This is a genomic window from Streptomyces sp. NPDC051940, from assembly GCF_040680895.1.
Taxonomy (GTDB): Bacteria; Actinomycetota; Actinomycetes; order Streptomycetales; family Streptomycetaceae; genus Streptomyces.
The window spans coordinates 138,403-150,880 of the sequence record NZ_JBFAXR010000005.1; the positions used below are offsets into that span (position 1 = coordinate 138,403).

Genomic DNA, 12,478 nt, shown 5'->3' on the forward strand with positions numbered 1-12,478 from the left:
CGTACGGCACGTGGGCAGTGGGGGGTGCACGCGCCGGCTGGGCGTCGCGTATGCAATGTCACGCACCACCAGTATCTACGCCGTGGGCACCATCGTCACAGTCCGGGTGCGGGTGTAGAAGTCCATGGCCGCCTTGCCCTGCTCCCGGGGGCCGTGGCTGGACGCCTTGTCGCCGCCGAAGGGGAGGTGGAAGTCGACGCCGGTGGTGGGGGCGTTGACCTTGACCATGCCGGTGGCGAGCCGGTCGGCGCAGCGCAGGGCGGTGTCCAGGTCGGCGGTGTGCACGGAGGAGACCAGTCCGTGGGCGACGGAGTCGGCGCGGGCGAGCGCGGTGTCGAGGTCGGGCGCCGGGATGAGCGCGGCGATCGGGCCGAAGACCTCGTCGGTGGCCAGGACGTGGTCGTCGGGCAGAGCGTCGGCCAGGGTCGGTGCGGCGTACCAGCCGTCGAGGCCGGCCGGCGCCGCTCCCCCGGTCAGCACGCGTCCGCCGGAAGCCGCGGAGAGGACGGCGTCGCGGGCGGCGGCGGAGATCAGCGGGCCGCAGACGGTGGCCGGGTCCCCGGGATCGCCGGTGCCGAGGGCCTCGAGCGCCGCGACGAGGGCGTCGCGCAGCGGGGCGGGGTCGCCGACCACGAAGACCCGTTTGGTGGCGGTGCACTTCTGGCCCGCGAACCCGGCGATGGCACCGGCCAGCTGGGCCGCGGTGGCCGCCACGTCGGCGTCGGGCAGCACGATGGCCGCGTTCTGCCCGCCCATCTCGGCCTGTACGGGGACGCCCCGCACGGTGGCCACCTGCACGACGGCCCTGCCGACGGCGGTGGAGCCGGTGAAGGAGACGACGTCGGCGCTGTCGACGAGGGCGGCGCCCTCCTCGGCTCCGCCCGGCACCACGGTGAACACGCCGTCGGGCAGGACGCCTTCGAGGAGTTCGGCGAGCCGCAGCGCGCAGGCGGTGGCGGGCGGCGCGGGCTTGACCACCACCGCGTTGCCGGCGGCGAGGGCGGGCGCGGCCTTCCAGACCGGGATGGCGAGGGGGAAGTTCCACGGCGTGATGAGGCCGGCCACGCCGTACGGGGCCCGCCGGGTGAACAGCAGTCCGGCGCCGGCGGCGGGTTCGTGCACGGAGCCGACCGGGTCGTAGGGCTGCTGGGCGTAGTAGCGCAGGATCGCGACCGTACGGGCGACCTCGCCGCGCGCCTCGGCGAACGGCTTGCCGACCTCGCGGACGACGAGCGCGCCGAGCTCCTCGCCGGCCTGCTCGACGCGTGCGGCCGCCGCGTGCAGGGCGGCGGCCCGGCCCGCGGCCCCGCCCCGGGCCCACGGCCGGGAGGCGGCCCGGGCGCGCTCGACGGCCCCGGCCACGCCGAAGGCCCCGGCCCCGGGGATCTCGGTGAGGATCTCCGCGGGGCGGGCGGGGTTGTGACTGACGATGAGGGTCATGGGTACTCCAGGGGCCGGGGGTCCAGGGCAGGGACGAGGTGCGTGGCGCAGGCCCTAGAGGACGAAGCCGGCCGGGAAGGGATCGGTGGGGTCGAGCAGGTACTGGGCGGTGCCGGTGATCCAGGCGCGGCCGGTGAAGCTCGGCACGACCGCCGGGACGCCGGCGACCTCGGTGGTGCCCAGCAGCCGGCCGGTGAAGCGGGTGCCGATGAAGGACTCGTTCACGAACTCGGTGTCCAGGGGGAGTTCGCCGCGGGCGTGCAGCTGGGCCATCCGCGCGCTGGTGCCGGTGCCGCACGGGGAGCGGTCGAACCAGCCCGGGTGGATGGCCATCGCGTGCCGGGAGTGCCGGGCGGTGGCGCCGGGGGCGAGGAGCTGGACGTGGTGGCAGCCGCGGATGGACGGGTCCTCCGGGTGGACGGGCTCCGCCTCGGCGTTGATCGCGTCCATCAGGGAGAGACCGGCCCGCAGGATGTCGTCCTTGCGGGCCCGGTCGAAGGGCAGGCCGAACTGCTCCAGCGGGAGGACGGCGTAGAAGTTGCCGCCGTAGGCGAGGTCGTACGTCACCGTGCGCCCGTCGGCCAGCGTGACGGTGCGGTCGAGGGCGGCGGCGAAGGACGGCACGTTCCTGAGGGTGACGTGCCTGGCGGCGCCGTCCTCCACCGCGACCTCGGCGACAACGAGACCCGCCGGTGTGTCGAGCCGGATGGTGGTGACCGGCTCGACGACCTCCACCATCCCGGTCTCGACGAGCACGGTCGCCACCCCGATCGTGCCGTGCCCGCACATCGGCAGATAGCCGGAGACCTCGATGTAGACGACGCCCCAGTCGCAGTCGGGGCGGGTGGGCGGCTGCAGGATCGCGCCGCTCATCGCGGAGTGGCCGCGCGGTTCGTTCATCAGGAGCTGCTTGATGTCGTCGCGGTGCTCACGGAAGTACAGCCGCCGCTGGTTCATGGTGGCGCCGGGAATGGTCCCGATCCCGCCGGTGATCACACGGGTGGGCATGCCCTCGGTGTGCGAGTCGACGGCGTGCAGGACGAGTTTGCTGCGCATGGCACTCCTGGTGGAGGGGGCGGGTTCGGTTACGCCAGTCCGGCCGCGAGGGCCTTCTCGGTGGCGGCGCGGACGGCGGCCTCCTGCCCCGGCAGCAGCCGCACACGCGGCGGCCGGACGGGGCCGCCGTGGCGGCCGGCGATGTCCATGGAGAGCTTGATGGCCTGGACGAACTCCACCTGGGAGTCCCAGCGCAGCAGCGGGTGCAGCTGCTCGTACAGCCGCTTGGCGGTGTCCAGGTCCCCGCCGACCGCCGCCCGGTACAGCTCGACGCTCGACTTCGGCAGCGCGTTCGGGTAGCCGGCCACCCAGCCCTTGGCGCCGGCGATCGCCAGCTCCAGCAGGACGTCGTCGGAGCCGATCAGCAGATCGAGGTCCGGGGCGAGTTCGGCGATCCGGTAGGCGCGGCGGACGTCGCCGGAGAACTCCTTGACCGCGTGGATGTACCCCTCGGCGTGCAGCCGGGCCAGCAGCTCCGGCGTCAGGTCGACCTTGGTGTCGATCGGGTTGTTGTACGCCACCACCGGGATACCGGCTTTCGCGACCTCGGCGTAGTGGGCCATGACGGACCGCTCGTCGGCCCGGTAGGCGTTGGGCGGCAGCAGCATCACGGAGGCGCAGCCCGCGTCCCGGGCCTGCTCGGCCCAGCGGCGGGCCTCGGCGGAGCCGTAGGCGGCGACGCCGGGCATGACGCGGTCGCCGCCGATCGCGGCGACGGCGGTCTGCACGACCTTGGCGCGCTCCTCGGGGGTGAGCACCTGGTACTCGCCGAGGGAGCCGTTCGGTACGACGCCGTCGCAGCCGTTCTCAACCAGCCAGGCGCAGTGCTCGGCGTACGCGTCGTAAGCGACGGAGAGGTCGTCGGCGAGCGGGAGGGCGGTGGCGACGAGGACGCCGCGCCAGGGGTGGGTGCCGGTGTGCTCGGTGGTGGTCATCTGAGGTCTTCCGTTCTCTTGACAGGGTGTGGCGGTGCGCTGGTGGCCCGGCGCGAGCGGCGGCTGTCCGTCTGCTGGGCCCGGCCGGTCAGTCGCCGTCGGGCCCGGGTTCGAGGGCGGCCAGGACTCCGAGGGGTACGGGCCGGGCGAAGGGCCGCCGGGAGGGCGTGGGTTCGCACCCGGCGAGAGCCGCGACCGCGGGTCCGCACACCCGGCCCTGGCACCAGCCCATCCCGGCCCGCGTCAGCAGCTTCACGGACCGGGCGTCGACGGCGCCGAGTTCCGCGACGGCCTCGCGGATCTCTCCGCACGTGACCTCCTCGCAGCGGCAGACCACGGTGTCGTCGGTGACCTGCTCGGTCCAGTGGGCGGGCGGCGCGTAGGCGCTGTCGATCGCGGCGAAGAACGCGCGCAGCCGGGTCCTGGTCCGCGCGGCCGCCGCCCACGCGCGCGGATCGGGCGCGGTGCCGTGCAGCCGGGCCGCGGCCGACCGGCCCGCGATGTGCCCCTCGGCGAGGGAGAGCGCCGAGCCGCCGATGCCGGTGGCCTCGCCGGCCGCCCAGACGCCGGGGACGTCGGTGCGCTGCTCGTCGTCGACGTGGACGTCCGTGCCGTCGAGGCGGCAGTCCAGCGACTCGGCGAGGTCGGTGTGCGGGAGCATGCCGTGGCCGACGGCGAGCGTGTCGCAGGCGATGCGCCGCCCGGTCCCGGGCTGGACCCGGCCGTCGGAGCCGAGCGCGGCCACGGTGACCGCCTCCAGCCGCTCTTCGCCGTGCGCCTCGACGACGGTGTGGTGGACGAGGGTGCGCACCCGGTGCCGGAGCAGCCGGGCGGCGTACCGGGCGCCCTCGGCGACCTTGCCCGGCTGCGCCGCCAGGGCGGGGGTCCGCCGTACGAACGCCCTCGGGTCCGCGGACTCGACGAGCGCGGCCACCTCGACACCGGCCGCGGCGAGCCCGGCCGCGACGGGAAGGAGCAGCGGGCCGGTGCCGGCGACGACGGCGGTCCGCCCCGGTACGGCGAGGGAGCCCTTGAGCATGGCCTGCGCGCCGCCCGCGGTGACGACGCCGGGCAGGGTCCAGCCGGGGAAGGGCAGCACCGTCTCGTACCCGCCGGTGGCGAGCAGCACCCCGTCGGCCCGTACGGCGGCGGGCTCCTCCTGCCCGGGGCCGAGCAGCGCGTGCACGGTGAAGCCGCCGGTGTGCCGTTCGACGAACCAGACGTGATGGTCCGCCAAGTGGCTGACGGCACCAGCCTGTACGTGCGTGCGCAGGCCGTCCCGCAGCCGCTCCCAGGTGCGCCACTGGTGGTGCAGGGCCTGCGGGCGGCGGGCGCGCAGCCCGGCGGCCGGCCGGCGGTAGAACTGTCCGCCCGCCTCCGGGGCGGAGTCGATCAGCGTGACCCGTACGCCGTGGGCGGCGGCGGCGATGGCGGCGGCGAGCCCTGCCGGGCCCGCGCCGATCACGGCGAGATGCGGCCGGTCAGTCATCGTGGCCCGTCCCCTCCTGCGTACGGATCGCGTCGCCCGGGTGCACGGGCACCAGGCAGGCGCGCTGGTTCGGGCGGTCGTTGACGGTCACCAGGCAGTCGAAGCACACGCCGATACCGCAGAAGACGCCACGCGGACGCCCCGCACCGCGGGTGCCGCGCCACGAGACGACGCCGGCCGACCAGAGCGCGGCGGCGACGGTCTGGCCCGGCAGGGCCTCGATCTCCCGGCCGTCGAGGGTGACCGTGAACGCGGGGCCCGGCTGTGCGCCGGCGAGTTCCAGGGGGGATCTCACGCGGTCTCCTCCTCGTCGGTCGCGGTGGGGGCTTCGGTGCCGGCGGCGGCTTCGCCGCTGGCCGCTGCGAACCGGTCCGGCCGGAACGGCGCCAGGTCCAGGTCGGGCGCCTGCGCGGTCAGCGCCTGGGCGATCAGGTGGCCGGTGCCGGTGGCGAGTCCGATGCCCGCGCCCTCGTGGCCGCAGGCGTGATGCAGGCCCGGGACGCGCGGGTCGGGGCCGATCGCGGGCAGGTGGTCGGGCAGGTACGGGCGGAAGCCGAGGTAGGCGCGCATCGCGCGGACGTCCGCCAGGAACGGGAACAGCCGCGTGGCACCCGCCGCCAGCTCCCGTACCACCGGAAGCGAGAACGACCGGTCGAACCCGACCCGTTCCCGGCTCGCGCCGATCAGCACCGGCCCGGCGGCCGTCCCCTCCACGACCGGGGAGGTCTGCAGGGCCGCCGAGTCGCTGGCCACGTCGGCCACATAGCCGGCGGCGTACACCTTGTGCCGGACCAGGCGCGGCAGAGGTTCGGTGACCAGGACGAAGCCGCGCCGCGGGAGGACGGGAAGGGCGGCGCCCGCGAGGGCGGCCAGTTCGGCGCCCCAGGTGCCGGCCGCGTTGACGACCGCCGGGGCGTGGATGTCGCCCCGGTCCGTGCGGACACCCCGCACCGCGCCGTCCGGCCTGAGCAGTACGTCCGTCACGGTCCACCCGGTGAGCAGGCGCGCCCCGGAGGCCCGCGCCAGATGGGCGGCGGCCAGGGCGGGCATGACCTGGCAGTCCTGGGGGTAGCGCACGGCACCCGGAAGTCCCGGCGCGAGGCGGGGTTCGAGGTCGTACAGCGCGTCACCCGCGACGGTCTCGGCGACGACACCGGCGGCGCGCTGCCCGTCGGCGAACCGCTCCAGGGCGGCGAGCGAGGCAGGGGACTCGGCGACGACCAGGCCGCCCTTGGCCTCGTACTCGACGGCCTGCGCGAACTCCTCGGCGAGGTCCGCCCAGAGGCGGCCCGACAGCAGGGCGAGGTCGAGTTCGGGGCCGGGCTCCTTGTCCGAGACGAGCAGGTTGCCCTCGCCGGCACCGGTCGTCCCGCCGGCCACCGGTCCGCGGTCCACGAGGATCACGCCGAGGCCGGCCCGGGCCGCGTACAGGGCGCAGGCCGCGCCCACCATTCCGGCTCCGACGACCACGACGTCGCAGGTCAGTCCCTTGCTCACGTCAGTACTATGTCACATACTGCTGCTCGGGGGAACACCACCGCGCGAAGACCGACCGGACCGCGCGGGATGACACCACCGCACACCAGCCACCACCCACAGAAGAAGGTGTCCGACGTGGCCAAGGGCCGAAAGAACGGTCTCTACGCAGGAATCTCCGACGAGCTGTCCGCCCTCATGCGCACGGGCTGGGCCGACACGGAGCGCACGGACCTGGAGCCGGCGGAACAGGCGCCGCACGCGGCCCGCCGCCGCGCCGCGCTGTCCGCCCGCTTCCCGGGCGAACGGCTGGTCATACCCTCCGGCAACCTCAAGATCCGCTCCAACGACGACCCCTACCCGTTCCGCCCGTACTCCGGCTACGTCCATCTGACCGGCGACCAGGCCCGCGACGGCGCCCTGGTCCTGGAGCCCCGCCCGGGCGGCGGCCACGACGCGCACTGCTACCAGCTCCCGCGCGACAGCCGGGACACCGACGAGTTCTGGACCGGCTACACCGCCGAGCTGTGGATGGGCCGCCGCCCCACGCTCGCCGAGGCGGAGACCCTCCTCGGGCTGCCCTGCCGGGACGTCCGGACGATCACCGCGGACCTCGCCGGGTCCTCCGGCACACCCACCCGGATCGTCCGCGGCGTCGACGCGGCCCTGCAGGCGGCGCTCGACACCGACGAGGACCGGGACGCGGAGCTCGAGGCGGCCCTCTCCGACCTGCGGCTGGTCAAGGACGCCTGGGAGATCGGCGAGATGCGCCGCGCCGTGGACTCGACCGTCCGCGGTTTCACCGACGTCGTACGGGAGTTGTCCACGGCCGTCGCGACCTCGGAGCGGTGGCTCGAGGGCACCTTCTTCCGCCGGGCCCGCCTGGAGGGCAACGACGTCGGCTACGGCTCGATCTGCGCGGCCGGCGAGCACGCCACGATCATGCACTGGACCCGGAACGACGGCCCGGTGCGCCCCGGCGAACTCCTCCTGCTGGACGCGGGGGTCGAGACCGGCACGCTCTACACCGCCGACGTCACCCGCACCCTCCCGATCAGCGGCACCTTCTCCCCCGTCCAGCGCGAGGTGTACGACGCCGTGTACGCCGCGCAGGAGGCCGGCATGGCCGCCGTACGGCCCGGTGCGCCCTACCGCGACTTCCACGAGGCGGCCCAGCGGTCGATGGCCGAGCAGCTGGTGAAGTGGGGCTTCATCGAGGGGCCGGCGGACCGCGCCTACGAACTGGGCCTGCAGCGCCGGTTCACCATGGCGGGGACGGGCCACATGCTCGGACTCGACGTGCACGACTGCGCCAGGGCCCGGACCGAGGACTACGTCAACGGCGTCCTGGAGCCCGGCATGGTGCTCACCGTCGAACCGGGCCTGTACTTCCAGCCCGACGATCTGACCGTGCCGGCGGAGTTCCGCGGCATCGGCGTACGCATCGAGGACGACCTGCTGGTCACGGAAGAGGGCCACGAGAACCTGTCGGCGGGTCTGCCGCGCTCGGCCGACGAGGTCGAGGCGTGGATGCGGGAGTTCGCGGGCTGAGGCGCGCGGGGCACTCCCACCGGCCGGGGGGAGTGCCCCGTTCGGGCACGGATGCCGCCGAGTCGCCCCTGCCACCGCCACGGCATGCCCCGGGCCGTCTCCCGGAAGCGGTATATACAGGCGCAGAGGAGGCAACATGCCACAAAAACATCAGATCATCAGAGGCCGGCGCATCAGCCGGCGAGCCGTCACCGTCGTGGCCGCAGCGACAGCGCTGTTCCTGGCCCAGGGCACCGCGTCGGCAACCGTTCCGACCTTCGCCCCCCATGCCGAGTACGACACGGGTGCCAGCCCCGTGGCGGTGCGCGTGGCCGACTTCGACGAGGACGGACATCTCGACCAGGCCGTGAACAACCAGGCCGACAACACGGTGTCGATCCTGCTCGGCAACGGCGACGGGACCTTCGACGCCCCCGTCGACTACGGCGTCGGCAGCGTCCCCGACGGAATGGAGACCGCCGATTTCAACGAGGACGGACACGTCGACGTGGTCTCCGTCAACAGCGACGAGAACACGGTGTCCATCCTTCTGGGTAACGGCGACGGCACCTTCGCCACCCACGTCGACTACGGCGCGGGGACCTATGCGGTCAAGGTGGCGGCGGCCGACCTGGACAAGGACGGCCACGTCGACCTGGCCGTGACGAACGTCCTGGACTCCACCGTGTCCATCCTGCTCGGCAACGGCGACGGCACCTTCGACCCCCACGTCGACTACGGCACGGGAACCTGGCCCTACGCCATCACCACGGGCGACTTCGACAAGGACTCGAACCCCGATCTGGCCGTGACCAACGTCGGCGACAACACCGTGTCCGTCCTGCTGGGCAACGGCGACGGCACCTTCGCCACCAAGGTCGACCACGCCACAGGGGCTCAGCCCGGCCGGGTCGTCACGGACGACTTCGACGGGGACGCCGACCCCGACCTGGCGATCGCCAACCTGGAGGACGGCACGGCGTCGGTGCTGCTGGGCAACGGCGACGGGACCTTCGACCCGAAGGCCGACTACGCGACGGACGCCGGCCCCTTGTCGATGGAACGTGCGGACTTCGACGGGGACTCGGCCCTCGACCTGATCACCGCGAACGCGGCGGGCACCGTGTCGGTGCTGCCGGGCCAGGGTGACGGCACCTTCGGGTCCGCGGGCACGTACTACGTCGCCGCCTCCGCCTTCGCCGTGGCGGTGGGGGACTTCGACGAGGACACCCGCCCGGATGTGACGACCGCCGTGTACGAGGCGGACGGGGTGTCGGTCCTGCTCAACACCACTCAGTGAGTCCGGCGGGCGGTTCGACGCCGGCCGCTAGGCGACCGAGTGCGTGACCGTCCCGGTGTAGGTGCCCGCCACCGCGGTGGCGGGCACCGACACGTTCAGGGTCGGCTGCCAGGTCGCGGAGCTGGCGATGGTCAGCTGCGTGCTGTAACTGAAGGCGGTGCGGGAGGCGTCCAGCGGAACGCGGTTGTTCGCGGTGGGCTGGCCGGGAGTGAACGTTCCCGGGCCCGTCTTCGACACCACGGGACCCGACCAGTAGCTCATGTTGCCCGGTGCGATGGTCTCCATGGGAGAGCCGCTCCCCGTCCTGAAGCTGGTGGCCGAGACCGTGGCGGTCCAGGTCCGGTTGCCGACGCTGGTCACCTTCACCGACCCGAGTTTCACGGTCCCCGTCTGACCCGTCTGCACCGTCCCCAGGCTGCCCGCGACCGGCACGGTGATCACCGGGGGCGCCTGCACGGCCAGCGGGATGGCGAAGACCGGCGCGACCGTCATGGTCCGCACCCCCGCGGCCGCCTCCGGCGGAAGCACCAGACAGCTCGCAACCAGCACTCCTCCGGTCCCGGTCCGCAAAGAGAGACGGGGCCATGAGAGGGATCGTGATCCCACCCATGTTCCTTTCTGCTCGCCCGAATGTGGCCGTCCACATACTGGGTGACCAGAGGATTCCCGGGTGTGCTTGGGCGCCCGTGCCCGTCCGGGTTCACCCGTTCGGCGAGGAGGGCACCTGCGGCGGGGGGTTCGGGGCGGTGCGCCCGCGCCGGCGCCTGAGGAGGAGCAGCACGACGCCGCTCACGGCCACCACACCCGCCCCGGCGTACCAGTACGGGCGGTTCGACGAGCCGATGATCCACCCGACGGAGGAGCCGCCGGGTGCCGGGAAGGTCAGACGCGCGGCGAGGCTGTGCCGCACCATTCCGCTCTCCAGCTCCAGCCGCGCGGTCCAGGGGCCGGCGGGCAGGCTCCCGTTGAGGCCGTCGACGCTGACGGTGCCCGAGCCGCCCGGTGGCAGCGTCGTTCCCTCGGTGACCGCGTGCGCCCCCGCGTCCAGCCCGCCGGGGCCGTCCGCGAGGTGGAGCTTGCCCCTGAGGTCCAGGGCGCGCTTGCCCGTGTTGCGGACGTGGGCGAGGACGCTGGGCCGGCCGTCCTTGCCGCGGACCGCGACGATCTTGCTGATCCGGAAGTCCGCGTACTCGCCGCTGTTGCTGATGTCCAGGTACACCCGCGTCCCCACGCGCATGACCGACCCGATGTTGTGCTGCCGGTCGGGCGGCGCTCCGCTCTCGGCCCACACCACCGCGTAGCGCTCACCGGGGGTCGCCGTGTCCGGCACCCGGATCGTGACCTCCGCCTCGGCCTTCTCCTGCGGTCCGAGGTCGAGGACGGCCGGCTCGACGCTGGTCCACCGGGTCAGTTCGTTGGGCGTCCGGCCCTCGGCGAAGGCGAACTGGTTCTCCGTGATCGCCGCCGCGGCCGGGTAGAGCCTCACCTGACGCCCGGTGTCGCTGTTGTTGGCCACCTCGAACCGCCGCTCGATGACGGTGCCCGGCTTCAGATGGTCGACGATGTACTTCAGCGCACGGGGGTCGTCACGGCGTACGACCGGAGCCTCGAGCAGGCGGAAACCCAGGAATCCGGGATCGGGCGCGCCGTTGGCCGGTGCGGCGTCGGCTGCGGGCGCTACCGGGAGCGCCAGTGCGAGCGCGGCGAGCGCGGCACCCGGCACGCGGAGCGACGGGGCTCTTCTGCGCATGGCACCGAACCCTCAGGAGACGGAGTGGGTGATGACGCCCGAGTAGTCACCGGACACGTTGCCCGCCGGCACCGCGACGCTGATCGACGGGTTCCAGGTGACCGAGTTGGCGCCGTCGCCGCTGGTCCGGGTGAAGGCGTTGCGCTGCGCGGCCAGGGTTCCCGCGGCCCCCGGAAGGTGCGGCGCATTGGTCGAGGACACGATGTTCCCCGGCGTGTACGTCACCAGGCCCCCCGAGATCGTCTCGGCCGCCGTGCCGCCGCCCGTACGGAAGGGGGTGCTCAGGACGACGGTGGCCGTCCAGGTGGTGCCCAGCTGCGAACGCGCATCGTTCACGGTGACGTTCCCGAGCGGGCCGGACGCCGTGCCACCGGGTCCGGCCGAGGTGAGGGACGCGCTGTCGGGCGCGCTGATGGCCATCCCCGACGTCGCGGTCACGGTGAACGTGGTGGTCGTGTCAGCCGCCTCCGCGCGCGGAGAGGTGGCCACGACGGCGCTGACCGCCACGGCGGAGGCAATCACAGCATTCCCGACACGCATGCTCGCTCCTCAAGAACGTGACTATTAGTACGCCCATACCTATCCAATCCGCCCGCCGGAGTCCGGACAGACGCCGGTTGGATCATGCTGTTGCAGTAGCCGGAGCACCCTGTTAGCCCTCACGGGTTGCGCGTCTCCCGCGGGTCGGGGGCACGACGCGGGCGCAGGGGGGCGGCCACCGGCCGCTGCCCTCCGGGGGCTACGCGTACCGCCCGCCGAGTCACTGCACCTGATCATCGAGGGCGCCCTGAAGGGCCAACGCGGCTCCACCTCCCGCAGCGCCTCCGGCAATGGACATCATGCGGGTGCTCGACGAGCTGCCGCACACGGCCGGCTACGACGCGGAACACTTCGCAAGCGAGCGCGTACAAGCAGCGATCGTGCAGTTGGCCGGAGGCAGCATCCACCGACTGCACGAGGCCGTCCGTCAGGCCACAACGGACTGGCGCGGCGTCAAGACCCTGTACGCAGACAGCACAGAGGAGACGTGCCTGCGCGCTGAGACCGAGGCTCCACCTCAAGATCCGCTTCCGCTGAGCGGCGAACGCCACGAGGGATCGTGCAACGGATCGGACTCGAAACGCTGAAGGAGACACTCCGCTGTTGCGTCAGCCGTGTCGGGTGGCGCTCCGGCAGAGATCAGTGCTGCGCAGATCCGCGCGGAGGCTTCCTCGGCGGGTGGGTGTTCCATGAGGGCGGGAAGAAGGAGCAGCAAGCGGGAGGCCTGGTCGTGCACGCCGTCCGCGCTCGCCTCCGGGGAGTCGACGATCTGGATCAGCTCCTGCCAGGTAAGACCGGGGCCTGACCAGTCGCCTTCGAGGGTGGCGAGGTCTCGCGGGGTCCCCCGGCCCTCGAGCGTGCGGAGGTGGTCGTGTCCCTTCTCGTGGTGTAGGGGATCAATCCTCGGTGGTGGCGGGTAGGGCTGCGGTGTCCGTGGTGGTGTAGACCGCGGCCATGCTCTC

Annotated in this window: 12 protein-coding genes; 3 read left to right on the plus strand and 9 right to left on the minus strand. The window is 73.3% G+C overall.

Annotated elements, in window-relative coordinates:
- Window positions 1-75: 75 nt before the first annotated feature.
- From AB0M28_RS04250 to AB0M28_RS04275, 6 genes are all read right to left on the minus strand, one after another.
- A complete protein-coding gene (locus AB0M28_RS04250; RefSeq protein ID WP_365397429.1) occupies window positions 76-1,440 on the minus strand; it encodes an aldehyde dehydrogenase family protein in 1,365 nt (454 codons plus the stop codon).
- A 54-nt stretch (window positions 1,441-1,494) separates the two neighbouring features.
- Window positions 1,495-2,496, minus strand: a complete 1,002-nt coding sequence (locus AB0M28_RS04255; protein ID WP_365397432.1) for a proline racemase family protein — start codon at window positions 2,494-2,496, stop codon at window positions 1,495-1,497.
- Between the two features lie 29 nt (window positions 2,497-2,525).
- Window positions 2,526-3,431: a dihydrodipicolinate synthase family protein gene (locus AB0M28_RS04260; protein ID WP_365397435.1), complete on the minus strand. Its 906-nt coding sequence runs from the start codon at window positions 3,429-3,431 to the stop codon at window positions 2,526-2,528.
- 88 nt (window positions 3,432-3,519) lie between these two features.
- Entirely contained in the window at window positions 3,520-4,920 is a 1,401-nt protein-coding gene (locus tag AB0M28_RS04265) for an FAD-dependent oxidoreductase (protein WP_365397437.1), read from the minus strand.
- Complete coding sequence (locus AB0M28_RS04270) at window positions 4,913-5,215, minus strand: (2Fe-2S)-binding protein (protein WP_365397440.1); 303 nt, start codon at window positions 5,213-5,215, stop codon at window positions 4,913-4,915. Before AB0M28_RS04270 ends, AB0M28_RS04265 begins: the two co-directional genes overlap by 8 nt.
- Window positions 5,212-6,417: an FAD-binding oxidoreductase gene (locus AB0M28_RS04275; RefSeq protein WP_365397443.1), complete on the minus strand. Its 1,206-nt coding sequence runs from the start codon at window positions 6,415-6,417 to the stop codon at window positions 5,212-5,214. Before AB0M28_RS04275 ends, AB0M28_RS04270 begins: the two co-directional genes overlap by 4 nt.
- 117 nt (window positions 6,418-6,534) lie before the next feature.
- Between AB0M28_RS04275 and AB0M28_RS04280 the strand changes: the two genes are divergently transcribed.
- A complete protein-coding gene (locus tag AB0M28_RS04280) occupies window positions 6,535-7,947 on the plus strand; it encodes an aminopeptidase P family protein (RefSeq protein ID WP_365397446.1) in 1,413 nt (470 codons plus the stop codon).
- 136 nt (window positions 7,948-8,083) lie between these two features.
- The gene (locus AB0M28_RS04285) at window positions 8,084-9,226 is read left to right on the plus strand and encodes a VCBS repeat-containing protein (RefSeq protein WP_365397449.1); all 1,143 of its coding nucleotides are present in this window, start codon (window positions 8,084-8,086) and stop codon (window positions 9,224-9,226) included.
- Between the two features lie 27 nt (window positions 9,227-9,253).
- On the opposite strand, the gene AB0M28_RS04290 is transcribed toward AB0M28_RS04285, so the two are convergent.
- The 3 genes from AB0M28_RS04290 to AB0M28_RS04300 all read right to left on the minus strand — a co-directional run bounded on the left by AB0M28_RS04290 (window position 9,254) and on the right by AB0M28_RS04300 (window position 11,516).
- Complete coding sequence (locus tag AB0M28_RS04290) at window positions 9,254-9,718, minus strand: hypothetical protein (RefSeq protein ID WP_365397452.1); 465 nt, start codon at window positions 9,716-9,718, stop codon at window positions 9,254-9,256.
- A 208-nt stretch (window positions 9,719-9,926) separates the two neighbouring features.
- Window positions 9,927-10,976, minus strand: coding sequence for a peptidase (locus AB0M28_RS04295; protein WP_365397455.1), 1,050 nt, complete (start codon window positions 10,974-10,976; stop codon window positions 9,927-9,929).
- Between the two features lie 12 nt (window positions 10,977-10,988).
- Entirely contained in the window at window positions 10,989-11,516 is a 528-nt protein-coding gene (locus AB0M28_RS04300; RefSeq protein WP_365397458.1) for a hypothetical protein, read from the minus strand.
- A 290-nt stretch (window positions 11,517-11,806) separates the two neighbouring features.
- Between AB0M28_RS04300 and AB0M28_RS04305 the strand changes: the two genes are divergently transcribed.
- Window positions 11,807-12,103: a hypothetical protein gene (locus tag AB0M28_RS04305; protein ID WP_365397461.1), complete on the plus strand. Its 297-nt coding sequence runs from the start codon at window positions 11,807-11,809 to the stop codon at window positions 12,101-12,103.
- Window positions 12,104-12,478 lie beyond the last annotated feature (375 nt).